This is a genomic window from Bacillus sp. N6 (genome assembly GCF_052805735.1).
In genome coordinates, this window is record NZ_CM127843.1 from 4,023,792 (window position 1) to 4,045,553 (window position 21,762).

The 21,762-nt window shown below is 35.8% G+C and carries 27 protein-coding genes and 1 riboswitch; of the genes, 12 read left to right on the forward strand and 15 right to left on the reverse strand.

The annotated features are described in order from the left end of the window. Positions 1-327: 327 nt before the first annotated feature. The 5 genes from ACUXVC_RS20590 to spoIIM all read right to left on the reverse strand — a co-directional run bounded on the left by ACUXVC_RS20590 (position 328) and on the right by spoIIM (position 3,627). Positions 328-1,071 (reverse strand): FixH family protein, encoded by a 744-nt coding sequence (locus ACUXVC_RS20590; RefSeq protein WP_002101286.1) that lies wholly within the window; start codon positions 1,069-1,071, stop codon positions 328-330. 144 nt (positions 1,072-1,215) lie between these two features. Next, positions 1,216-2,106, reverse strand: coding sequence for a site-specific tyrosine recombinase XerD (gene xerD, locus ACUXVC_RS20595; protein ID WP_000390088.1), 891 nt, complete (start codon positions 2,104-2,106; stop codon positions 1,216-1,218). Between the two features lie 6 nt (positions 2,107-2,112). Continuing rightward, a complete protein-coding gene (locus ACUXVC_RS20600; protein ID WP_001250432.1) occupies positions 2,113-2,343 on the reverse strand; it encodes a YqzK family protein in 231 nt (76 codons plus the stop codon). Positions 2,344-2,446: 103 nt separating this feature from the next. After that, a complete protein-coding gene (fur, locus tag ACUXVC_RS20605; RefSeq protein WP_000392657.1) occupies positions 2,447-2,902 on the reverse strand; it encodes a ferric iron uptake transcriptional regulator in 456 nt (151 codons plus the stop codon). 107 nt (positions 2,903-3,009) lie between these two features. After that, positions 3,010-3,627 (reverse strand): stage II sporulation protein M, encoded by a 618-nt coding sequence (gene spoIIM, locus ACUXVC_RS20610; RefSeq protein ID WP_013142149.1) that lies wholly within the window; start codon positions 3,625-3,627, stop codon positions 3,010-3,012. 155 nt (positions 3,628-3,782) lie between these two features. Between spoIIM and ACUXVC_RS20615 the strand changes: the two genes are divergently transcribed. Continuing rightward, positions 3,783-4,334, forward strand: a complete 552-nt coding sequence (locus ACUXVC_RS20615) for a GNAT family N-acetyltransferase (RefSeq protein WP_000803479.1) — start codon at positions 3,783-3,785, stop codon at positions 4,332-4,334. Between the two features lie 24 nt (positions 4,335-4,358). On the opposite strand, the gene ACUXVC_RS20620 is transcribed toward ACUXVC_RS20615, so the two are convergent. Next, entirely contained in the window at positions 4,359-4,898 is a 540-nt protein-coding gene (locus ACUXVC_RS20620; RefSeq protein WP_000067042.1) for an NUDIX hydrolase, read from the reverse strand. Between the two features lie 74 nt (positions 4,899-4,972). On the opposite strand from ACUXVC_RS20620, the gene mciZ reads away from it, so the two are divergent. Together mciZ and ACUXVC_RS20630 are read left to right on the forward strand one after the other, a co-directional pair. Continuing rightward, on the forward strand, positions 4,973-5,107 hold the full coding sequence (gene mciZ, locus ACUXVC_RS20625; protein WP_000870302.1) for a Z-ring formation inhibitor MciZ: 135 nt from the start codon (positions 4,973-4,975) through the stop codon (positions 5,105-5,107). 92 nt (positions 5,108-5,199) lie between these two features. After that, positions 5,200-6,114: an aldo/keto reductase gene (locus tag ACUXVC_RS20630; protein ID WP_088022435.1), complete on the forward strand. Its 915-nt coding sequence runs from the start codon at positions 5,200-5,202 to the stop codon at positions 6,112-6,114. 58 nt (positions 6,115-6,172) lie between these two features. Here ACUXVC_RS20630 and ACUXVC_RS20635 read toward each other — a convergent pair whose 3' ends face one another. The 3 genes from ACUXVC_RS20635 to ACUXVC_RS20645 all read right to left on the reverse strand — a co-directional run bounded on the left by ACUXVC_RS20635 (position 6,173) and on the right by ACUXVC_RS20645 (position 7,983). After that, positions 6,173-7,000, reverse strand: coding sequence for an aldo/keto reductase (locus ACUXVC_RS20635; RefSeq protein ID WP_088022433.1), 828 nt, complete (start codon positions 6,998-7,000; stop codon positions 6,173-6,175). Positions 7,001-7,127: 127 nt separating this feature from the next. Further along, entirely contained in the window at positions 7,128-7,652 is a 525-nt protein-coding gene (locus ACUXVC_RS20640) for a GrpB family protein (RefSeq protein ID WP_001227176.1), read from the reverse strand. Between the two features lie 67 nt (positions 7,653-7,719). Beyond that, entirely contained in the window at positions 7,720-7,983 is a 264-nt protein-coding gene (locus ACUXVC_RS20645) for a YqkE family protein (protein ID WP_144465044.1), read from the reverse strand. 201 nt (positions 7,984-8,184) lie between these two features. Between ACUXVC_RS20645 and ACUXVC_RS20650 the strand changes: the two genes are divergently transcribed. After that, positions 8,185-9,774: a bifunctional metallophosphatase/5'-nucleotidase gene (locus ACUXVC_RS20650; RefSeq protein ID WP_000265555.1), complete on the forward strand. Its 1,590-nt coding sequence runs from the start codon at positions 8,185-8,187 to the stop codon at positions 9,772-9,774. Positions 9,775-9,899: 125 nt separating this feature from the next. Here ACUXVC_RS20650 and ACUXVC_RS20655 read toward each other — a convergent pair whose 3' ends face one another. Next, positions 9,900-10,376 (reverse strand): ribbon-helix-helix domain-containing protein, encoded by a 477-nt coding sequence (locus ACUXVC_RS20655; protein WP_000151933.1) that lies wholly within the window; start codon positions 10,374-10,376, stop codon positions 9,900-9,902. A 121-nt stretch (positions 10,377-10,497) separates the two neighbouring features. Here ACUXVC_RS20655 and ACUXVC_RS20660 point away from each other — a divergent pair, with 121 nt between their 5' ends. Both ACUXVC_RS20660 and ACUXVC_RS20665 read left to right on the forward strand, forming a co-directional pair. Continuing rightward, complete coding sequence (locus ACUXVC_RS20660) at positions 10,498-11,496, forward strand: alpha/beta fold hydrolase (protein WP_053563703.1); 999 nt, start codon at positions 10,498-10,500, stop codon at positions 11,494-11,496. A 131-nt stretch (positions 11,497-11,627) separates the two neighbouring features. Beyond that, the gene (locus ACUXVC_RS20665; protein WP_000994810.1) at positions 11,628-12,947 is read left to right on the forward strand and encodes a Na+/H+ antiporter family protein; all 1,320 of its coding nucleotides are present in this window, start codon (positions 11,628-11,630) and stop codon (positions 12,945-12,947) included. Between the two features lie 24 nt (positions 12,948-12,971). Here the strand turns inward: ACUXVC_RS20665 and ACUXVC_RS20670 are convergent, their stop codons facing one another. Further along, entirely contained in the window at positions 12,972-13,835 is an 864-nt protein-coding gene (locus ACUXVC_RS20670; protein WP_000201347.1) for a LacI family DNA-binding transcriptional regulator, read from the reverse strand. 99 nt (positions 13,836-13,934) lie between these two features. After that, complete coding sequence (locus tag ACUXVC_RS20675; RefSeq protein ID WP_000902437.1) at positions 13,935-14,417, reverse strand: GNAT family N-acetyltransferase; 483 nt, start codon at positions 14,415-14,417, stop codon at positions 13,935-13,937. Positions 14,418-14,498: 81 nt separating this feature from the next. Here ACUXVC_RS20675 and ACUXVC_RS20680 point away from each other — a divergent pair, with 81 nt between their 5' ends. Next, a complete protein-coding gene (locus tag ACUXVC_RS20680; protein ID WP_000819230.1) occupies positions 14,499-15,422 on the forward strand; it encodes an alpha/beta hydrolase in 924 nt (307 codons plus the stop codon). A 10-nt stretch (positions 15,423-15,432) separates the two neighbouring features. On the opposite strand, the gene ACUXVC_RS20685 is transcribed toward ACUXVC_RS20680, so the two are convergent. Then, positions 15,433-15,678 carry a DUF2552 family protein gene (locus tag ACUXVC_RS20685; protein ID WP_000360796.1) on the reverse strand — a complete coding sequence of 82 codons (246 nt, stop codon included), beginning with the start codon at positions 15,676-15,678 and terminating at the stop codon, positions 15,433-15,435. 288 nt (positions 15,679-15,966) lie between these two features. On the opposite strand from ACUXVC_RS20685, the gene ACUXVC_RS20690 reads away from it, so the two are divergent. From ACUXVC_RS20690 to ribH, 5 genes are all read left to right on the forward strand, one after another. Then, positions 15,967-16,173, forward strand: a complete 207-nt coding sequence (locus ACUXVC_RS20690; RefSeq protein ID WP_001151582.1) for a CDGSH iron-sulfur domain-containing protein — start codon at positions 15,967-15,969, stop codon at positions 16,171-16,173. 190 nt (positions 16,174-16,363) lie between these two features. Next, positions 16,364-16,507, forward strand: a riboswitch (FMN riboswitch). Positions 16,508-16,812: 305 nt separating this feature from the next. Next, on the forward strand, positions 16,813-17,925 hold the full coding sequence (gene ribD / locus ACUXVC_RS20695; protein WP_446025834.1) for a bifunctional diaminohydroxyphosphoribosylaminopyrimidine deaminase/5-amino-6-(5-phosphoribosylamino)uracil reductase RibD: 1,113 nt from the start codon (positions 16,813-16,815) through the stop codon (positions 17,923-17,925). Continuing rightward, positions 17,907-18,551 carry a riboflavin synthase subunit alpha gene (gene ribE / locus ACUXVC_RS20700; RefSeq protein ID WP_000493869.1) on the forward strand — a complete coding sequence of 215 codons (645 nt, stop codon included), beginning with the start codon at positions 17,907-17,909 and terminating at the stop codon, positions 18,549-18,551. Before ribD ends, ribE begins: the two co-directional genes overlap by 19 nt. 12 nt (positions 18,552-18,563) lie before the next feature. Further along, entirely contained in the window at positions 18,564-19,757 is a 1,194-nt protein-coding gene (gene ribBA, locus ACUXVC_RS20705; protein WP_144465046.1) for a bifunctional 3,4-dihydroxy-2-butanone 4-phosphate synthase/GTP cyclohydrolase II, read from the forward strand. 18 nt (positions 19,758-19,775) lie between these two features. Next, entirely contained in the window at positions 19,776-20,237 is a 462-nt protein-coding gene (gene ribH / locus ACUXVC_RS20710; RefSeq protein ID WP_000230895.1) for a 6,7-dimethyl-8-ribityllumazine synthase, read from the forward strand. Positions 20,238-20,259: 22 nt separating this feature from the next. On the opposite strand, the gene ACUXVC_RS20715 is transcribed toward ribH, so the two are convergent. Together ACUXVC_RS20715 and bioB are read right to left on the reverse strand one after the other, a co-directional pair. Beyond that, complete coding sequence (locus ACUXVC_RS20715) at positions 20,260-20,580, reverse strand: hypothetical protein (protein WP_000280032.1); 321 nt, start codon at positions 20,578-20,580, stop codon at positions 20,260-20,262. A 182-nt stretch (positions 20,581-20,762) separates the two neighbouring features. Next, positions 20,763-21,761, reverse strand: coding sequence for a biotin synthase (gene bioB, locus ACUXVC_RS20720; protein ID WP_000815858.1), 999 nt, complete (start codon positions 21,759-21,761; stop codon positions 20,763-20,765). Position 21,762 lies beyond the last annotated feature (1 nt).

A 21,762-nucleotide genomic window follows, 5' to 3' on the forward strand; every position in this document is an offset into this window, starting at 1 on the left:
TACTTCTTGTAGTATGTTCAAAACGCTATAAAGTGAAACTGTTATCCAAAAGAATTCTCATTGTCAAACAGTACTTCTTTAAATCATTTTCTAACCTATTTCGTTTACTTGAAACGATTCAAAAACATTTCTAGTTTTTTCTAAGTCAGATGTCAGACATCTGATACTGATATCATAACATGTTTACGCTTTCTTTTTAATACATTTTCGTAGAATTTCTCATTTTCTTCACACTTCTATTGTAATCCATTCTGCAACGAAGTGCTAATTTTTTTATGATTTATTTCTTCATAACAAAAATAAAAAGTAGCTCTAAAGAGCTACTTTTTATTTTACTTCTATTGTTTCTTCTTTATGTTCATGCAATTCGCCTTTTCTTACATGTACTTTCACTTTGTAAGCACCGTTCTCTTTGAAAGTATGTTTCGTTTCATACTCTCCTTTATTTCCTTCTTTCGCCGGAATAAATTCGTGTTTTTCAACACCATCTTTCCAAATCTCTAGTTGTACTTCAGCACCAGTTAATGCTTCTTCTTTTTGCTTTAAATGAACTTTCATTGTAGATTCAGCATTTGCCTTTATGTCTCCAGCCATAAGATGGATCATTGTGTCACTTTTATGATCTCCATGTCCTGCACTGTGGTCACTATTTTCTTTTTTCGCATCTTCTACTTTCGCATTTCCTACAGCAACTTTATGTTCTGGCATAACGTGCATATCACGTGCATTTGTATGAGGAATAATATGATATACTCCGTCAGTTTCAAATGTTTTCTCTACTGCATAAACACCTTTTCCTTTATGCTTACCATCTAACATCTCGTGCTTCTCGTCGCCATCTTTCCAAATTTCAAACTTTACATCATCGGCATCGGTTACTCTTTCTTTTCCTTGTGTAACAAGTGCTTGTACTTCTGTTTTTTCACCAGGTTTAATTTCTTTCGGATTCGTTTGAATTGCTACGTTTACACTTTCAAGTTTCTTTTCTTTTTTCGGTTCTTCTTTGTTTGTATTACAGCCAGCCAACGCTAGCATCGCGATAAATAAAGTTATAATCAGTTTTTTCATCATCATTTCCTCCTTTATACTCTATTTAGTATAGAGGAAATACATTGTAATATTCCAGTCTTCTGCTGAAAACAATATACGAAATGTTTGTGAAGTTTCTGTGAAGCGGTCTTCCCCTCTTAATCTATGAAAAAAAGAGCATAGTAACTATGCTCTCGGATGAAACTGTTTATATACATCTTTTAATCTAGTTTTTGAAACGTGCGTATAGATTTGAGTCGTTGAAATATCTGCATGTCCAAGCATTTCTTGTACAGCACGTAAATCTGCTCCATTTTCTAATAAGTGCGTAGCAAACGAGTGACGCAACGTATGAGGTGTAAGCTCTTTTTCAATATTTGCTTCTTTCGCTAATCGTTTTAATATTTTCCAAAATCCTTGTCTTGATAATCGATTACCATGATGGTTTAAAAAGAGTGCATCTACTACTTTTTTCCCCATTAATTCTCTTCTTCCTTTTTCAATATACTTTTGAATCGCTTCCGTTGCTAAACTTCCTAGTGGAATAATTCTTTCTTTATTCCCTTTCCCTATGCAACGAACAAATCCCATCGTTAAATGTACATCTTCTAAATTGAGTGCAATCAATTCTGAAACACGAAGTCCTGTCGCATACAGTAACTCTAGCATCGCCTTATCACGAATCCCAAAAGCACTTGTCATTTTTGGTGTTTGAAGTAACGCCTCTACTTCATCAACTGATAATACTTTTGGTAATTTCCGTTCCCCTTGCGGCGTTTCAATATGTACGGATGGGTCGTGTTCTACCGCTCGTTCACGAAGTAAAAATTGGTGGAACGAACGAATTGATGCGATATGACGCGCCAATGTTTTCGAAGATTTTCCGTTCTCTTTTAAATACTGCAAAAAGTTAACAATGTGTAAACGGGTCACTTCATGAAAAGTTTTCGTCTGTTCCACATTTTGCAAATACTTTACGTAGCTTTTTAAATCCCGTTCATAAGATACTACTGTATTCTTTGCTAATCCTTTTTCGACAACCATATAATGAATAAAATCTTTTAATTGATCTTCCACTCTACACTACTCCCCATTTTCATAGAAAAACATCATTCTATTTACGAAAGCATCCTTTGCCGGTTCTTCATTCCCTGATACTTTTTCTACAGTCTCTTCTTTAGGTTTTTCATAACGATGATAGCTTTCATATTCTTCATTTATCCATAGTATAGCGAAATAAAACAAAATCGTACAACTTGTAAATAATAAAAATACTTTTATTCCATCAAAAGTTAATTTTAAAGCTCGGCGCATTGTAAATTCCTCCAAAATATAAGTTATTACAACATATGCCAAGCTTTCACCAATTTATACCTTATTCAAATAAAAAACCTCTTCCTAGATAAATAGGAAAAGGTTATTTTTCATCCGTTTCATTTTCTTGACAGTTTTTACAAATCCCATGGAATGTTAAACGATGATCTTTCACCTTAAAGCTCCAGTCTCGTTCTACTTTCCTTTCCACTTCACCAAGTAAATCTTCTTGTATTTCTTGTACAGCACCACATTGTGTACAAATCAAATGATGGTGGAAACGCTGCGCACCTTCTTGGCGTAAGTCATAGCGTGAAACACCGTCTCCGAAGTTAATCTTATCGACAACTTTTAACTCAGATAATAGTTCTAAAGTTCGATAGACGGTTGCTAATCCGATCTCTGGCGACTTTTCTTTTACAAGGAGGTAAACATCTTCTGCGCTTAAATGATCTTCTTCATTTTCTAGCAGCACACGAACTGTTGCTTCACGTTGCGGTGTTAATTTGTAGCTCGCTGCATGTAATTGCTTCTTAATTCGTTCAATTCTTTCTTCCATTCGGTACTACTCCCTCCTCGCCACTCTTACACCATTATATCAGAAGAAGGGCTTCTGTCAAAAGAAAAAACAATAAAAACAAATTGATAATTATTCTCAAAAAGTATTTATTTTTTATTAATAGCCTCAACGACTTCTTTCATTAAAACTGGTGATGCGTAAGCCTCCACACTAGAAGCAAGTGCTAACACCACTCCAATTACGAGAAAGAAGCATGTATAACGGATTAATAATGGTAATAGTGGCTCGGTTATTTTTCTAATAAATTGATGCCTAATCATCCGTAAAGAAAAACTTGCAGCAATAGTTGTCATAACGAGAAAGACTGGAATGATAATTAAATTTTGTGGCAAAACAGATACAAATGCTAATAATAGTCCATTCCATCCATGCTGACTTACTAAAAAACCAACTGTAAATCCAACGACAACTCCTTTTACAAATAATAAAATAAAAATAAGTGGTAATCCAATAATTGAAATCCCTAAAATCCAAATAAATCCGATGTATTTTAATTGCGAAAAGTAACTTTCTCGAAACATTTCGCCCGCAATGGCAAATTCTCCTTTAGAGACTTGTCCAAAAAAACGTTGTAAATAAAATGATAAATCTTGTTTTTGATTGATTTGTAAACTATTCACCAGAATGGCTCCGAATATTACTCCCATCAATAATAAAACGGCGTTAAATATATATAATGAAGAGTTTTCCTGTATGTGAGACATTACACGGTCTTGCCAATTTTTTCGCCACATTTTTCTTCCCTCCGTTCACACTCTTATTAAAAATGTATGAAAGAAAGAAAAAAGTATGACGAATTAACATTGAAATTCCGCTCTACTTTGCTAAACTAAAAAGTAGAGAATAGGAGGGATTTCTCTTGAAACCATTATTATTAGATTTTCCAACATTATTTCAAACTGAACGCTTGCAAGTTCGTAAACCATTTCCAGGTGATGGTGCAGAAGTATATGAAGCAATCCAAGCTTCTCTAGAAGACTTAGTACCGTGGATACCAATTAACGCTGAAACAGAAGAGAGTGCTGAAGAAATTGTTCGCGAAGCTCACGGACAGTTTTTACTTCGGGAAACACTTGATTTTCACTTATACGATAAAGTATCTGGTACATTCATCGGAGCAATTACACTAAAGCCTGAAAACTGGGATATTCCAAAGTTTTCACTTCACTTCTGGCTACATAGTGCCTATACAAAACAAGGCTATATGACCGAAGCTGTTAAAGGTGCAATTCAGTTCGCCTTTGATAAACTAGGCGCTAGAAGGATTGAAATTCGTACTGATGCAACAAATATAAATGCATGTAGCTTAGCAGAACGTCTAGAATTCATTCTAGAAGGTACAATGGAAAATGATTTCCTAGCACCAGATGGTAGCTTACGTGATGCACGTGTATATGCAAAAATCAATTAAAAAACACTCGCCTTTGGCGAGTGTTTATTTTTGTAGTTGTAAATATTGTACTGCAAACATCGTCTTCGCATCATGAATACGAAGATCTTTCATAAGAGTAATCGCTTCTTCTAACGATACTTCCATTAATTCCACAAACTCATCTTCGTCTAACTCAGCTTTATTTTCTTTTCTTGTCAAACCTGTCGCTTTATATACATATAAAATTTCATCTGCGAATCCTGGAGATGTATAGAAAGAAGTAATGAGCTCCATATTTTCACATACATATCCTGTTTCCTCTTCTAATTCACGAACTGCTGTTACCTCAGGTTTTTCACCAGGTTCTAACTTGCCAGCCGGAATTTCTATAATCGCCTTTTCAAGTGCTTTACGATACTGCTCAACAAGCACAATTTTCCCCTCATCAGTAATAGCAATAATAGCAACTGCACCAGGGTGATTTACAATTTCACGTTTACTCATTGCTCCATTTGGTAATACTACATCATCAACACGAACTTTTATAACTCTACCATCAAAAATTGGCTCAGTTTTTACTGTTCTCTCTGCAAGATTACTCATACTACTTCATCTCCCTGTTCTATTTCCTATTCTTTCCTCATACATTTTACCACATTGAAAGGAGCGTGATAGAAATGAAAGTTTATATTTTACCAAATCGCGTCACTTTAGTCGGAAAAGCATGGCAAATTCGCCATAAGCTAAAGCAATATAGCAAAGAGTATACAACTGTACAAGAGTGGATTACAGCAAATAAAGTGAAACATTAATCGTGCTTTTACGGGCAGTTAATGCGAAGCGGAAAGTAAACGTTTGTCAACCTCTTTTCCCTCTCGTACAATAAAGGTAAGGAGGTTGACCTATGAAAAAACGTCAATTAGGAAACTCAGATTTGTTTGTTACAGAAATGGGCCTTGGCTGTATGTCTCTCGGTACATCTGAAACAGAAGCTATGCATATTATCGATGAAGCGATCGATTTAGGAATTAATTTTTTTGATACAGCAGATTTATATGATTACGGATTAAATGAAGAATTTGTTGGAAAAGCCTTGAAGGGAAGAAGAGACCAAATTGTACTTACAACGAAGGTTGGAAATCGTTGGACAGAAGAAAAAAATGGCTGGTCTTGGGATCCTTCTAAAGCTTACATAAAGACTGAAGTAAAGGAAAGTTTACGTAGACTTCAAACTGATTATATTGACCTTTACCAACTTCATGGCGGAACAATTGAAGATCCAATAGATGAAACAATTGAAGCTTTTGAAGAATTGAAAAAGGAAGGTATTATTCGCCATTACGGTATTTCTTCTATACGCCCAAATGTCGTTCGTGAATATGCAAAACGCTCAAACATCGTTAGTGTACTAATGGAATATAACCTTTTAAATCGTCGTCCAGAAGAATGGTTCCCCCTTCTAAATGAACACCAAATTAGCGTCATTGCCCGCGGGCCACTTGCAAAAGGAATTTTAACTGATAATAATGCAAGAAAGATAGAAAGAGTAAAGGGAAAGGATTATCTCTCTTATTCTTACGATGAATTACATGCAACTCTAGCAAGTGTAAAAGAAATGATTGGAGAACGCTCTTTAACAGGAACAGCTATTCAATATTGCTTACATAATAAGACTGTTGCAGCTGTTATACCTGGTGCAAGCTCTCTTCAACAATTACAGGAAAATATACGAGCTAGTCAACAGTTACCTTTAACGAAAGAAGAATATATACAACTTCAAAAGATTGTTAAATATGACACATATGCTTTGCATCGTTAAAAATATCGAATTACCGATAAAACAGAAGACTGTCTCCAGTATTAGGAGACAGTCTTTTTTATAACGTATCATATTTATCAGGATTCGTTCCTACATGTAAATCACGATTCAACGTGTTAATTTGACGTATTTCTTCTTCAGTTAGTGCAAAATCAAAAATAGTAAAGTTTTCTTTAATACGAGATGGTGTAACAGATTTAGGAATTGTAACAATCCCGCTTTGAATATCCCACCTTAATATAACTTGTGCAGGTGTTTTTTCATATTTGTTAGCAATAGCCTGAATGATTGGATGCTGGAATACTTCTCCGCCCCTCATTAACGGACTCCATGCTTCCATTTGAATTTGCTCATCTTGACAATAATTGCACAACTCAAATTGCGTCAACATCGGATGAAGTTCCACTTGGTTTACCATCGGCTTCACTTTGCAATTTGGTAATAATAGTTCTAAATGATGTTTATGAAAATTAGAAACACCAATCGCACGCACTTTACCTTCTTCATACAATTTCTCTAAAGCTCGGTACGTATCAACATACTTCCCTCTTACCGGCCAATGTATTAAATATAAATCTACATAGTCCATTTGTAATTTTTTTAAACTCTTTTCAAACGCCTCGAGTGTCTCCTCATATCCTTGATCGTCGTTCCATACTTTTGTTGTAATAAATAGGTCTTCTCTTGGAATTCCTGATTCACGTATCGCCTCTCCGACACCGCTTTCATTTTCATATACAGTCGCTGTATCAATCGAACGGTATCCAACCTCTAACGCTGTTTTTACTGCTTGTTTTACTTCGTCTCCTTCTTTTGCTTTATATACGCCTAGACCAATCATCGGCATTTTCACGCCATTATGAAGTGTAGTTGTTGGAATATGCACAGTCGTCTCCCTTTCATTGTTACATTATTTATAAGCCACAACTTTATTTCAACAATATTCATCCAAAAAGTCAAAACATACGTACAGTTTACATAACACTTTTATATAGCTAAAAAATAACGTGAACTCATTCATTCACGTTATTTTCTCTCCATTCTTTCGCTTTTTTATCCACATTGCGCACAAACTCATTTTTCCCTTCCGTATATAGCGTGCCATCATATGTATACTTTTCGGCTAATTCTTTCTTTAAGGTTGCATATGCCTCTGCTTCTTCACAATGAGCCATCATATAATCACGAAACGCTAAATGCCTTACTATCTCTGGATTTCCTTTTTCAAACACGTGTAAATGATACGAACGTTTTTCCTCAGTTCCATGAATAAAATATCGGCGTCTTGAAATACCATTTTCCCCTTTTACGATGTAACCAAGCTCTATAAATCGTTCATTCCACCCATCTACTCTTTCGATATTTTCTACTTCCATGATCATATCAATAATAGGTTTAGCTGCCAGTCCGGGCACTGACGTACTTCCAATATGATGCATTTTCACCGTTTCTGGCATCGCTGATTTTAATCTTTCAGCCTCCATTTGAAATTTTTCAATCCAATGGTTTTCATGCGGAACAACGACAATTTTTCTCATTCTAACTCCCCTTTTCTTACAAGCTCGTCAAAAAATGATCAGTGGTATTTCACTGATCATTTTTTTATTATTTAAAGTCTTTCCAAGTAAGGTTACTTTCACTTAGCAGTTCTTCAAATGATTTATTCTTTTCACGTTCTTTTTGTTCTTGGCGCTTTCTTTCCAGTTCAGCTACCTCTTTTTCCTCTTCTCTCACTTGCAACTCTTTCTTCTTACTCTTTAATTGTTGCATGAGTGAATCATTTAATTGATCGCCTAATGTAAGTGTTTCTTTCTTTGGTTGATTCACTTGCGATTGTCTTTGCATTTGTCTTTGTTTCTTTTTCTTCATGCTACTCACCTTTTACTTTTTTCTCCATTATAGTAGATACACGATGAAATCGACAATAAAAAAGGGTCTTTACTCTATTATTCACTTTTTGTAAATATGTTAATTTTTCGAAAAGACTAAATTTTTATGTAGCTATAATCCTATGAATCTATTAAAATTATGTCGTATGATGTCAGATTATAAAAAGAGGAGAATTATATTATGTGGAAAAAAATTATTCCTGCCGTTGCTGTTTTAAGCACTATTACTTTTTCAAGCGTATTTGCCGCTCCCCCATCTCAGAATCCAGCTGAACAAAACCGCTACATAGACGTACAAATGCTTGGTATTAATGATCTCCATGGACAACTAGATACTGTTAAAAAAATCAATAATAAAGAAGCTGGTGGCGCTGATTACTTAGCTACTTATTTAAAAGAACGTAAAAAACAAAACCCTAATACACTTCTCGTACATGCTGGTGATATCGTCGGAGCTAGTCCACCAGTTTCAGCATTATTACAAGATGAACCGACGATTGAATTTTTAAATGATTTAAAATTTGATGTTGGTACAATCGGGAACCATGAATTTGATGAAGGCATTGATGAAATGAAACGCCTCATTTACGGTGGATATCATGAAAAAACAGGGAATTTCAAAGGGGCTAACTTCCCCTATGTAGCTGCTAACTTCTATAACAAATCAACTGGCCGCTTATTTTTACCACCATTTACTGTAAAAATGGTAGATGGTGTTCCTGTTGGATTCATTGGTGTTGTTACAACTGATACACCAAATGTTGTTATGCCTACGATGCTTAAAAATGTACAAATTACTGATGAAGTAGAAGCAATTAATAAATCAACACAACAATTAAAACGCCTCGGCGTTAAATCGATCGTCGTTCTTGCTCATGTCGGTGGAACAACCGATGAGTCTGGGGTAACAAATGGCGATCTTACTCGAATTGCAAATGAAACAGACCCAGAAGTTGATGTTATTTTCGGTGGACATAGTCATACGTATGTAAATGGTACAGTAAATAATAAACTAATTGTCCAAGCAAATTCATACGGAACGGCTTTCTCAGACGTGGATGTAACAATTGATCGTAAAACAAAGGATATTGTAAAGAAAAAAGCTGAAGTTGTTACAACGTATCATGAAGGTGTAGAACCTGATAAACAAGTAAAGAAAAAACTAGATCAATATAAAGAAAAAATCGCACCACTTGTAAATGAAGTGGTCGGAAAATCTACAGCACCTATCGACCGTAAACAAAATGATGCTGGTGAGTCCACTCTTGGAAATTTAGTTGCCGATGCTCAGCGTCAAACGATGCAAACTCAAATCGCCCTCATGAATCCTGGTGGCATTCGTAATGACTTAGATGCTGGTGATATTACGTGGGGTGAGTTATATGGCATTCAACCTTTTGGAAATCAATTGATTAAAGTAGATTTAACAGGTCAAGACATTCGCGATATTTTAAATCAGCAATGGCAAAAAGGAACAACAAGAATGCTTCAAATTTCAGGTATTCAATATACGTGGGATGCAAATAAACCAAACGGTGAAAAAGTTACAAATATACGTTTAACAAACGGAGAAGAATTATCTCCATCTAAAACGTATAGCGTAGTTGCAAATGCCTTCTTAGCTTCTGGCGGTGACGGATTCGTATCATTTAAAAATGGTAAAAATGCAGAAACTGGTCCAAACGACTTTGAAGCGTTAGTCGATTACGTAAAACAATTAAAAGAACCAATTCAGCCAGTTATTGATGGAAGAATTCAAAAAGTAAATTAAGTGTTTCTCTAATAATAAATTTTATTTTTCACGCCATAAAGGATTTGTACTGATCCTCTATTTTATACGTAATATACATCATAAAAAGGATACTCGTTCTTCCAATGAACATAGTATCCTTTTCTTTAGTTATCAAAATGTGATGTTTTGTCAACTTCATATTGCTGTAAAAATTGTTGCAACGCCTCTTCTACAAGTTTAGACTTTTGAATTCCTTTCGATTCTGATATAAGGTCCAATCTTGCTAATATTTCTGTATTAATAGAAAAGGTTCGTCTCTTTTTCTCTGTACTCTTACTCATAATTGGTGCAATTACTTCGCCTCTTTTTCTTAGTAACTCATAAATGCTTTGTAATTGCTCGTAAATTAATAATTGATAATCTGTTTTCTCATATTGAAGGGCGGTCGCTTCTTGGAGTTGTAAGTGACGTGGTTCTTCTCCATCTCCTACAAAAATACGTTTCTTCTGCTCTCCATCATATTCGTATCCAATCAATCTTAATTTCTTCGATAATGTATACGGGCTTATTTCAAGACGTTTTGCTATAATAGCGATGGATTCACGTCTGTTTAAACCATCTATAATTTCTCCAATCGTCACAATTTCCCTCCTCCCGTGTTGAAATGACACTAGTATGGTATGTTACAATGATTTTCTAACAGTATATGCAAAATGAATAGCCTGTGCGATTCATACGATTTCACAAAAGGAGGTTTTCAATATGCTTTTTCGTAGCTACACCCCTCAGTTCTATAACGAAAACAAACAACTCATTCCTAATAGTATCGCTACGATAGAAAGCGTTATGATAAATAATCGAAAACAAACTCTCCTTATGCGTGGACAAAACGTAGAGCAACCTATTTTATTATGCTGTCACGGCGGACCTGGGATGGCACAAATCGGATTTATTCGCCATTTTCAAAAAGAATTAGAGAAGCAATTTATTGTTATTAATTGGGATCAGCGCGGGGCTGGTAAATCCTTTTCAATGAAAGATTTCGGAGCAAATTTCACAATTGAACAATTCGTTTCCGATGCAAAAGAAGTGATTCAATATGTACTTAAAAGGTTCAACAAACAAAAACTATTTCTCGCTGGTCATTCTTGGGGAAGTATTATTGGGCTTAACATAGCACATCAATATCCAAAGTATATCGAGGCTTACATCGGTATTGGGCAAATTGTACATATGAAACAAAATGAAGAATTGCTATATCAACATTTAATTCATTCTGCAAAAAAACATGATCATAAAAAAGCATTAGCTTCCCTTTTAAAATTAGGCAAACCACCATTTTTAGATACGAGACGTCTCATTATTCAAAGAAAGTGGCTTGGCACATTTGGAGGCGCAATCCAAAACGGATCTTCCTTTTCTTTCATACGAAAAGGTTTCTTTTCTCCTGAGTATACGCTATTAGATTGGTTCAAGTTTCTCGCAGGAAATTTAAAATCTGGCGTTTTATGGGAAGAAATGCTGACAATCGATTTCTTTTCTTCTATCTCAAGTTTATCTATTCCAGTTTATTTTTGTTCTGGTCGCTATGATTATCAAACTCCTTATGCACTCGTTCAGGAATATTGCGATCTTATTGAAGCGCCTATAAAAAAGATGATTTGGTTCCCAAATTCAGCACATTCTCCTGATTTAGAAGAACCAGAATTATTCGCTAATTCTTTGCAATCAATTAAACAAGAGCTAGCTTTTCAGCATTAGTAACAAAAGGCTCTTTTACATTTCATAGAAAACATTTTATAATAATATGTCGCAAGTATGTATAAACATCGCAAAATATTTCATATTTACTTGTCTTAACAGAATAAAAATTTAGGGAGATTACATTTATTATGAACGCTGTACTCGTCGCAGTAGCAATTATGCTATTGCTTAGTTTGTTACGTGTCCAGGTCATTGTCGCCATCATTGTTGGAGCTTTAACAGGCGGAATTATCGGCGGACTCGGTATTTCAGAAACGATTAACACTTTTACAACTGGTCTTGGAAACAGTGCTCCAATCGCTTTAAGTTATGCAATGCTTGGTGGTTTCGCTATTTCCCTTTCCAAAACAGGACTTCCAGATGCTATGATTCAAACTGCATTAAAATGGATTGGCAATGAACAAGACACGAAAAAACAAGTTTATTCTAAAATACTTATTTTATTCATTATTTTAACGATGGCTTGTTTCTCACAAAATGTGATTCCTGTTCACATTGCTTTCATCCCCATCTTAATTCCAGCACTTTTAAAAGTATTAAATGAGCTGAAAGTGGATCGCAGACTTGTCACATGTATTATTACATTTGGATTGATTACTCCTTATATGTGGATCCCTGCAGGATTCGGAAAAATTTATCATGACGTATTACAAACCAACGCTGCGCAAAGCGGCCTTACATTTGATGTCACACTTATTCCAAAAGCAATGACTATTCCAGCAATTGGTATGATTATTGGATTATGTGTAGCGGTATTCATTACGTACCGAAAACCTCGTACGTATGAAACAGAACAAATTCATACTACCGAAAATGAAATCGTTCCCTATACAAAACGTAGCATTACTTTCGGGTTATTATCTATCATTGCTACATTAACTGTTCAATTAACAACAGAATCAATGATTTTTGGTGCTTTAGCAGGTATTATCGTCTTATCGGTTAGTGGCAGTCTACCACTTAAAGAAGCAGATGCGATATTAACAAGCGGAATGCGTATGATGTCCTTTATTGGCTTTGTTATGATTGCTGCCGCTGGATTCGGCGCTGTTCTTCGAAAAACAGGACATGTTGAATCTCTGGTGCAAACGAGTGCACATATAATCGGAAATAATAAACCACTCGCTGCATTTCTTATGCTCGTTATTGGACTTCTCGTTACAATGGGAATTGGTTCATCCTTTTCAACGATCCCTATCTTAACAACCATTTTTGTACCTCTTTGCATTCAGCTTGGATTTAGTCCAATGGCCACAATTGCAATTATCGGTACAGCCGGAGCACTAGGTGACGCAGGATCTCCAGCATCGGATAGTACCCTTGGACCAACATCCGGTTTAAATGCTGATGGTCAGCACCATCATATATGGGATACATGTGTACCCACTTTTCTACATTACAATATACCGTTACTTATATTTGGTTTTATTGCCGCAATTACATTATAAAAAGGTGCGTATAAAACGCACCTTTTACTTTTTTATTTTTCCTTTTAATTGTTGAAAAGCTAATTTTCCATTATCTTTGACATAGCTTTCAATTGCCGGTAGTGATGAACCTATCCATTCACACTCTATGCTCCCATTAGGTCCAACAATTTTTAATTTATCTGGTATATGTATATTTAGAAATCTCGCTGACCGAATTAACTCAATAGCAATCTGATCACTTGAGGTTACAATTCCATCTATATACGGATTGTTTTGCAATAATGTAATAAATTGTTTATTTGTATACCCTTGTACACATTCTTCTCGATAAGAGATTCCTTCATCCCAAACAGCGTCTAAAAACCCTGCTATATAATCTTCCATTTCTTCACTTTCTTCTCCCTCACCGAAATATGCAAGAAAGTGACACCCTTTCTCTTTTAATAAAGAAACAGCTCTCTGTCCACTTTCATAATAATTTCCATGTGATTGTTGCTCATCGATCACAACAAACGGAAATGGAATTTCTCCTACACTTTTAAAAACTGCTCTCGTCAAAATAACACCTGCAATGTTATTTTGCTTCAGCATATGTATGTATCTATCTTTATTCTCTATATTACAAATAATGATTTGATAGCCTTCTTTATATGCTATTTCCTCAATACAATGTAGCAAAGTGATGTTTGATTGGTTACATAAATTATCTACAAGTAATGCAATTATCGTTGAATTCTCTTTAAATAGTGGCTTCGCTGCACTGTTTGGCCTATAACGTAATTCTTCAATTGCTTCCTTTACTTGTTTTACTGTGTCCTCATGAACGTATCCTTTTTCATTAATAACTCGTGAAACGGTTGCGACTGAAACACCTGCCAATTTTGCAACATCACGTATAGTTGCCACATCGTCACCCCTTAATATGGTAATAGATTACAATTTTACGGTAACCTAAATTACACTATCCGTCAAGATTAATAACTCATATTTCTGAAAATTGTTACATCATTTCACTAAACGATACTCCAACTGAATTTCATGTAAAATTGGGATATTATCATATCCAATACGTGGAATTTCTTTCTTTATTTTTCGCGCCTCCTCTACCGCATTCACATATAAATTAGTCATTACAAAATTACGTTTTTGGTAAAATCGTAACGCATTCATATTATCATTTGTTGTAATAAGCCAAACCTGTCTGCACCGTTCTTCTTCTGCAACTTGTAATACACAATCCACAAGTTTCGTCCCTATTCCTTTTCTTTCTTCAAAGCTATCTAGCGATACAATTTCGCACATATTTCCGGTCACTTCATACGTTATAATTCCGATTATTCTGTCATCTGAGAGCGCAACAAATCCTGGCAACTCTTCTAACTGATGTCCCTTACCACGTGAAACCATCAATGAACTTCCCCAGTTCTCACACATGAACATTCGGATTGTTTCTTTCATCGCTGGCGTAATTTTTTGTATATGCAGCATTTCCTATTTCTCCCCTTTTATATCATTGTGATACAATATAAGTGTATCACATGTAACGGTATTTGGAGGATGAGGTAAAGTATGAAACGTTTTTTTGCAGCATTGTTTACTATACTAGGTGCAATAACTGCCCTTGGGATTTTCTTTACAAATAAAGTGATGTACTTAAAGAAAAAAACAGAGGAAGAAGTACTCGAAAGAGAAACGAAAAAACATTTTCGTATAGAGGATTTTGATGCTCTTCATAAAGAAGAAATTCATATCCCTTCACAATTCGGATACGACCTTCACGGATATTACATTCCTGCTGGTCATTCCAATAAGTTTATGGTTTTTTGCCACGGTGTAACTGTAAATAAAATAAACTCTGTAAAATATGCAAACTTATTCTTAAAAAGGGGATATAATGTCCTCATTTACGATCATCGTCGTCATGGTAAAACTGGCGGAAAAACAACAAGCTATGGATACTATGAAAAGCATGATTTGAAATCCGTAGTTGACTGGCTAAAAACCCGTTTTGGAACCAATATTACACTTGGTATTCATGGTGAATCTATGGGAGCCGCAACAATTCTTCAATACGCAGGACTTGTAGAAGATGGCGCTGATTTCTATATTGCAGATTGTCCTTTCTCTGATTTTCACGGACAATTACAGCACCGTTTAAAGGTTGAATTCCATTTACCAAAATGGCCTTTATTACCTTTAGCAAACGCATTTTTAAAAGTTCGTGACGGTTATACAATTCGTGAAGTTTCACCAATCGACTGTATAAAAAACATTAACAATCCCGTTCTCTTTATTCATAGTAAAGATGACGACTATATTTTAGCCGATATGACAAAAGCGTTATATGAAGCGAAAGAAAATAATAAGCAACTTTATATTGCAGAACACGGTGCACACGCTTGCTCTTATAACGAAAATAAAGAAGAGTACGAAGCAGCCATCGATCAATTTTTAAACACATATGTGAAAGAAACAAAAAACAGGCTTGCATAAGCCTGTTTTTTTATTGCGCTAAAACGTCTGTAACTTGTTCCATATTTTCAGAAATCCATTGCATTGCATCATCTAACGTTGGAAATTCTGTCGTTTGAAATGTTACTTCATCTTGAAGTAACCAAACATCCTTTACCTCTTGCCCTACACCTGCAATGGACCAATGTAACAAACTATATGGATGATTATCATTCAAAAATGATGCCCACGTGCGCTCATTTGCAATGTTTCGTAATGTATGTAATTGTTTATCCATCTCTCGTCACCTTACTCTAGTCAGTTATGAAAACTATTATAACACTCTCTTCTTTCTCAAACAAAGTGCTCTTTTTTCCCCGCTATTTGCGGGCAGTAAAACTCCCATCTCAAAATTCGGCTGAAACAAAGAAGTTAGGCGGGAGATTAACTGCCCCTAAAAGCCCGATTGGTTCAAATAATAATTAGTGGGGGATGCCTCCCCCACTAATTAAAGTTTCACTTTATATTGCCAAGCACTTCCCTTGATTATATGATGAAATTAAGCGTTTGGGAAGGAGGGATAACGTTGGCAAAAGTACAAATTAAAGTAAATGATAATGGCTCTTTTCGCGTTACAGGGGACGTGGAATTAGTCGACTCACAAGGGAATGTATTCCCAGCAAAACCGGCATTTTCTTTATGCCGTTGTGGTTTATCAAAAAATATGCCTTATTGCGACGCTTCGCATAAAGGTAAATTCGAGTCTGTTGTTAGAGCACCAGAGGCAGAATAATTTTACATGTGACATGCACATTTTTTTGTGCATGTTTTTTCTTTTTAGCAACTCCGTTATATCCCTTCTCCTTACAACATTTCTAATACTTTTATTTCCATTCCAGCCTGCATATATTTTCACACAATTCTTCACATTCGAATATTTTTTACTAGCCTTTTATTTTTTTTGTGCTATAATTTGAGCAAACAGCATCCTTCGGGGTCGGGTGAAATTCCCAACCGGCGGTGATGAAGTGAAAACTTCTAAGTCCGTGACCCGTTTTCAACTCGAAAACGGTGGATCTAGTGAAACTCTAGGGCCGACAGTATAGTCTGGATGGGAGAAGGATATGTTTCTAGTTTTTTATATAGTGAATACACTTTTATTTCAGTATGCATATTTATAAAGATTCATTTTGATTCTTTATATATGTTTAATTTTCTATACTTATTTTTTATACTGAAATAAAAAGAGACAACTAGCGTTTAAAAATTCGATATTTTGCTAGGTTTTTTCCTTATGCAGAAATATCAATTATCGTTAGGTTTCTTTCCTATGCTTTCGTATTCAAACTATATTTCTAGAAATCACGTCTCCCAAACCCCAAGGATATTAAATCCTTGGGGTTTTTTGATTTTTTTAGGAGAGGTGAAGAAAATGACAGATCAAGAATATATGAGGATTGCCCTGCAGTTAGCAGAAGGAACATCAGGACAAACAAGTCCAAATCCTATGGTTGGTGCTGTTGTTGTAAAAGATGGAAACATCGTTGGTATGGGGGCTCATTTACGAGCTGGTGAAGAACACGCAGAAGTTCATGCCCTTCAAATGGCTGGTCAGAACGCCAAAGACGCTACCGTTTATGTAACACTGGAACCGTGTAGCCACTTTGGAAAAACACCACCTTGTTGTGAATTGCTCATCGAAAAAGGAGTTAAGCGTGTTGTAATTGCTACTCTCGATTGTAATCCGCTCGTTTCTGGTAACGGAAAAAGAAGATTAGAGGAAGCTAGAATTGAAGTAACTACCGGTGTTCTTGAAGCAGAAGCAGTTTTATTAAATCGCTACTTTTTTCACTACATGAAAACGAAACGCCCTTTTGTAACAATCAAAACAGCGATGAGCTTAGATGGAAAAACAGCAACTGTAACTGGTGAAAGTAAGTGGATTACAGGTGAAGAAGCACGTGCTGATGTTCACCAATATCGCCATACACATGATGCAATTCTTGTTGGAGTGAATACAGTTATAGCTGATAATCCTCATTTAACAACAAGAATTCCAAATGGTGGGAAACATCCTATTCGCGTTGTTTTAGATACCCACTTACGAACACCACCATCTTCTTATGTTATAACAGATGGTTTAGCACCGACATGGATTATTGTCGGTAAGGATGTAAAGAAAGAGAAGATATCTTCTTATGAATCTAAAAATATAGCTATATTCCAAATGGAAACGAAGCATATAGAAATTGAGGACCTTCTTTCCTTTCTTGGAGAAAAACAAATTCTTTCTCTATTCGTTGAAGGTGGCCAATCGATTCATGCAAGTTTCTTAAAAACAAACAATTTTAATGAAATTGTAACCTATATAAGCCCGAAATTAATTGGTGGGAAAGATGCTCCTACTTTATTTGGAGGAAATGGTTTTTCAAAATTACAAGATGCGCTTTCCTTGAAAATTCAAGAGGTGAAACAAATCGGTGATGATATAAAAATTGTTGCGAATGCCCGAAACGAGGTGAAGGAATGTTTACAGGAATTGTAGACGAATTAGGAACGATAGCAAACATGCAACAAAGCGGAGAAGCGATGAAATTAACGATTCATGCAAAGAAAATTTTATCAGATGTTCACTTAGGTGATAGTATCGCGGTGAACGGTATTTGCTTAACTGTAACAAGCTTTACAACTAATTCATTTACAGTTGATGCAATGCCTGAAACGATGCAGTCGACATCACTTCGCATGCTTAAACCGCACTCTAAAGTAAATTTAGAGCGAGCAATGGCTGCAAACGGACGATTCGGTGGACATTTCGTTTCAGGACATATTGATGGCATCGGAACGATTTTAAATAAAAAACAACATTACAATGCCGTCTATTACAAAATAGCAATTTCTGATGAACTGCTGCGCTATTGTTTGCATAAAGGATCCATTGCTGTTGATGGAACGAGTTTAACGATATTTGATATAGACGAATCTTCCATAACGATTTCACTCATCCCGCACACAGTAAGCGAATCTGTCATTGGAGAAAAAAATGCCGGAGATATCGTAAACATTGAGTGTGACATGATTGGTAAATATATCGAACGCTTTATTACTAAACCTACAAAACGAGTAGGTTCAATGACTGAAAGCTTTTTACAAGAAAACGGATTTCTATAAGGGGGAAGCATAATGTTTCATCGTATTGAAGAAGCTCTAGAAGATTTAAAACAAGGTAAAGTCGTTATCGTATGTGATGATGAAAACCGAGAAAATGAAGGCGATTTTATTGCTTTAGCAGAGTACATTACACCAGAAACAATTAATTTTATGATTACACATGGCCGTGGTCTCGTTTGTGTACCGATTACAGCAGGGTACGCAGAACGTCTACAATTAGAACCAATGGTATCTCATAATACAGATTCACATCATACTGCGTTTACAGTGAGCATTGACCATGTTTCTACAACAACAGGGATTAGCGCTCACGAACGTGCAACTACGATACAAGAATTGTTAAACCCCGCATCAAAAGGCGCTGATTTCAATCGACCTGGACATATCTTTCCATTAATTGCGAAAGAAGGCGGTGTCCTGCGTCGTGCAGGTCATACAGAAGCTGCTGTTGATTTAGCGAAGCTATGCGGTGCCGAACCAGCTGGAGTTATTTGCGAGATTATAAATGAGGACGGCACGATGGCACGTGTACCTGATTTAATAGAATGCGCAAAACAATTTGATATAAAAATGATTACAATAGAAGATTTAATTGCTTACCGCCGCCATCATGAAACACTTGTGACGAGAGAGGTGGAAATTACATTACCTACAGATTTCGGTACTTTCCACGCAATTGGCTATTCTAACTCATTAGATACGAAAGAACATATCGCACTTGTAAAAGGTGATATTTCAATAGATGAACCGGTACTTGTGCGTGTTCATTCTGAATGCTTAACAGGAGATGTATTCGGTTCACATCGCTGCGATTGCGGACCACAACTCCATGCAGCACTTGCTCAAATTGAGCGTGAAGGAAAAGGTGTTCTTCTTTATATGAGACAAGAAGGAAGAGGCATTGGGCTTCTTAATAAGCTTCGTGCTTATAAATTACAAGAAGAAGGATTCGATACTGTAGAAGCAAATGAAAAACTCGGCTTCCCTGCTGATCTTCGTGATTACGGTATCGGAGCACAAATATTAAAAGATTTAGGTTTACAAAGTTTACGATTATTAACGAATAACCCAAGAAAAATTGCTGGCTTACAAGGTTACGATTTAGAAGTAGTCGAGCGTGTACCGTTGCAAATGCCAGCAAAAGAAGAGAATAAATCGTATTTACAAACGAAAGTAAACAAATTAGGACACTTACTAAACTTATAATTAAAGGAGAGATTTATTATGGTATTCGAAGGTCATTTAGTTGGTACAGGATTAAAAGTTGGAGTTGTTGTTGGACGTTTTAACGAATTTATTACAAGTAAGTTACTTGGCGGCGCTTTAGACGGATTAAAGCGTCACGGTGTAGAAGAAAATGATATTGATGTTGCTTGGGTTCCTGGTGCATTTGAAATTCCTTTAATCGCTAAAAAGATGGCTAGTAGCGGAAAGTATGATGCTGTTATTACATTAGGTACTGTAATCCGAGGTGCTACAACTCACTACGATTACGTTTGTAATGAAGTAGCAAAAGGTGTTGCGTCTTTATCACTACAAATGGACATCCCAGTTATTTTCGGCGTATTAACGACAGAAACAATTGAACAAGCGATTGAACGCGCAGGTACGAAAGCTGGTAATAAAGGATATGAATCAGCTGTTGCTGCAATTGAAATGGCTCACTTATCAAAACAATGGGCATAAAAAAAGAGGCTGCGGCCTCTTTTTATTTTTTCACCTTTTTTTGTACATCTTTTATTAATTCATTCATCGTTTTTCCTTCTGTTTTTATATGAAGAGCTTGTGCTGTTCTCCATACATTCTCTCTTTTTTTCGCTTCTTCTATAATAGTAATTTCTTTTCTAACTTCCTTTAAATCTTTTCCTTCCGTTTTCAATCCAAAATGTTCAGCTTTCGTTCGAAAGTGTTGTTCGATTCTTTGTTGCATCTCTTTTTGTTCAGGATTTTCAGCAGCCTTAACTGGATCAGAACTTATTGCTTTTATTAAAATTAAACAAGTCATAATCGCTAATATGTATTTGTACATGTAAAATCCTCCAACCCAATATAAATTACATATTTACTATGTACAACTAGGGCTTGGAAAATTCGTCCACAAAAATTCTTTTTTTCGCTCAAAAACCAATAATATCAAGCGTTCACAACTATTTATTACATTTTATTTACAAAAAAAGCAAACCCTTTTACAAGTTTGCTTTTTCATCTATCTTATAATGCACACTCTTCAATCTCAAATCCTAAATCTGCAATCATACCCCAGTCTGCAGTCGGCTCTTGTCCAGCTGTCGTTAAGTAGTCCCCGACAAAAATAGAATTTGCTGCAAATAAACCGATTGGCTGTACAGAGCGTAAATTGATTTCACGTCCTCCTGAAATACGAATTTCTTTTGTCGGGTTTACAAAACGCATCATTGCCAGTACTTTTAAACATTCTACTGGTGTTAACTCTTTTTGCCCTTCAAGAGGTGTTCCCTTTACAGCAACAAGGAAATTACAAGGGATAGAATCTGCATCTATACGTTGTAATTCAAATGCAATTTCAGCACGCTCTTCAATTGTTTCTCCCATGCCAAAAATCGCTCCAGAGCATGGGGAAATGCCCGCTTGTTTCGCTTTTTGAACTGTATCAACACGATCATCATACGTATGAGTTGAACAAATACTATCGTAATTATTTTCATGTGTATTTAAGTTGTGGTTATAACGATGCACGCCCGCTTCCGCTAAACGCCCTGCTTGATCTTCATTTAAGAAACCTAAACAACAACAAATCTTCAAGTCTGTCGTTTCACGAATTTCCTTAACTGCTCCAATTACGTGATTTACCTCTTTATCCGTCGGACGACGACCAGACGCTACAATACAATATGTACCTGCTTTACGGCGTATTGCTTCATGTGCCCCTTCTACAATCTTCTCCTGCGTTAACCATGCATATTTATCAATCGGTGCTTCTGAAATAATAGACTGTGAGCAATATCCACAATCTTCAGGACATAATCCAGATTTCGTATTAATAATCATATTCAATTTTACTTTCTTACCAAAGTGATGATGGCGAATAATGTAAGCCGCATTCATAATTTCTAAAACTTCTGTATCATCAGCTTCTAATATCGCTATTGCATCTTCTTTCGTAATCATCTTCTCTTCCACTACGTCGTATGCAAGTTTTTTCCAATCCCTTTTTGTTTGTACTTGTTTCATT

What these genes read in the sequence shown, in the direction of transcription:
- ACUXVC_RS20590 (WP_002101286.1), bottom strand. Translation starts at nt 1,071, where the DNA reads ATGATGAAAAAACTGATTATAACTTTATTTATCGCGATGCTAGCGTTG.
- ACUXVC_RS20600 (WP_001250432.1), bottom strand. Translation starts at nt 2,343, where the DNA reads ATGCGCCGAGCTTTAAAATTAACTTTTGATGGAATAAAAGTATTTTTA.
- fur (WP_000392657.1), bottom strand. Translation starts at nt 2,902, where the DNA reads ATGGAAGAAAGAATTGAACGAATTAAGAAGCAATTACATGCAGCGAGC.
- spoIIM (WP_013142149.1), bottom strand. Translation starts at nt 3,627, where the DNA reads ATGTCTCACATACAGGAAAACTCTTCATTATATATATTTAACGCCGTT.
- ACUXVC_RS20620 (WP_000067042.1), bottom strand. Translation starts at nt 4,898, where the DNA reads ATGAGTAATCTTGCAGAGAGAACAGTAAAAACTGAGCCAATTTTTGAT.
- mciZ (WP_000870302.1), top strand. Translation starts at nt 4,973, where the DNA reads ATGAAAGTTTATATTTTACCAAATCGCGTCACTTTAGTCGGAAAAGCA.
- ACUXVC_RS20630 (WP_088022435.1), top strand. Translation starts at nt 5,200, where the DNA reads ATGAAAAAACGTCAATTAGGAAACTCAGATTTGTTTGTTACAGAAATG.
- ACUXVC_RS20640 (WP_001227176.1), bottom strand. Translation starts at nt 7,652, where the DNA reads ATGAGAAAAATTGTCGTTGTTCCGCATGAAAACCATTGGATTGAAAAA.
- ACUXVC_RS20645 (WP_144465044.1), bottom strand. Translation starts at nt 7,983, where the DNA reads ATGAAGAAAAAGAAACAAAGACAAATGCAAAGACAATCGCAAGTGAAT.
- ACUXVC_RS20650 (WP_000265555.1), top strand. Translation starts at nt 8,185, where the DNA reads ATGTGGAAAAAAATTATTCCTGCCGTTGCTGTTTTAAGCACTATTACT.
- ACUXVC_RS20660 (WP_053563703.1), top strand. Translation starts at nt 10,498, where the DNA reads ATGCTTTTTCGTAGCTACACCCCTCAGTTCTATAACGAAAACAAACAA.
- ACUXVC_RS20665 (WP_000994810.1), top strand. Translation starts at nt 11,628, where the DNA reads ATGAACGCTGTACTCGTCGCAGTAGCAATTATGCTATTGCTTAGTTTG.
- ACUXVC_RS20675 (WP_000902437.1), bottom strand. Translation starts at nt 14,417, where the DNA reads ATGCTGCATATACAAAAAATTACGCCAGCGATGAAAGAAACAATCCGA.
- ACUXVC_RS20680 (WP_000819230.1), top strand. Translation starts at nt 14,499, where the DNA reads ATGAAACGTTTTTTTGCAGCATTGTTTACTATACTAGGTGCAATAACT.
- ACUXVC_RS20685 (WP_000360796.1), bottom strand. Translation starts at nt 15,678, where the DNA reads ATGGATAAACAATTACATACATTACGAAACATTGCAAATGAGCGCACG.
- ribD (WP_446025834.1), top strand. Translation starts at nt 16,813, where the DNA reads ATGACAGATCAAGAATATATGAGGATTGCCCTGCAGTTAGCAGAAGGA.
- ribE (WP_000493869.1), top strand. Translation starts at nt 17,907, where the DNA reads ATGTTTACAGGAATTGTAGACGAATTAGGAACGATAGCAAACATGCAA.
- ribBA (WP_144465046.1), top strand. Translation starts at nt 18,564, where the DNA reads ATGTTTCATCGTATTGAAGAAGCTCTAGAAGATTTAAAACAAGGTAAA.
- ribH (WP_000230895.1), top strand. Translation starts at nt 19,776, where the DNA reads ATGGTATTCGAAGGTCATTTAGTTGGTACAGGATTAAAAGTTGGAGTT.
- ACUXVC_RS20715 (WP_000280032.1), bottom strand. Translation starts at nt 20,580, where the DNA reads ATGTACAAATACATATTAGCGATTATGACTTGTTTAATTTTAATAAAA.
- bioB (WP_000815858.1), bottom strand. Translation starts at nt 21,761, where the DNA reads ATGAAACAAGTACAAACAAAAAGGGATTGGAAAAAACTTGCATACGAC.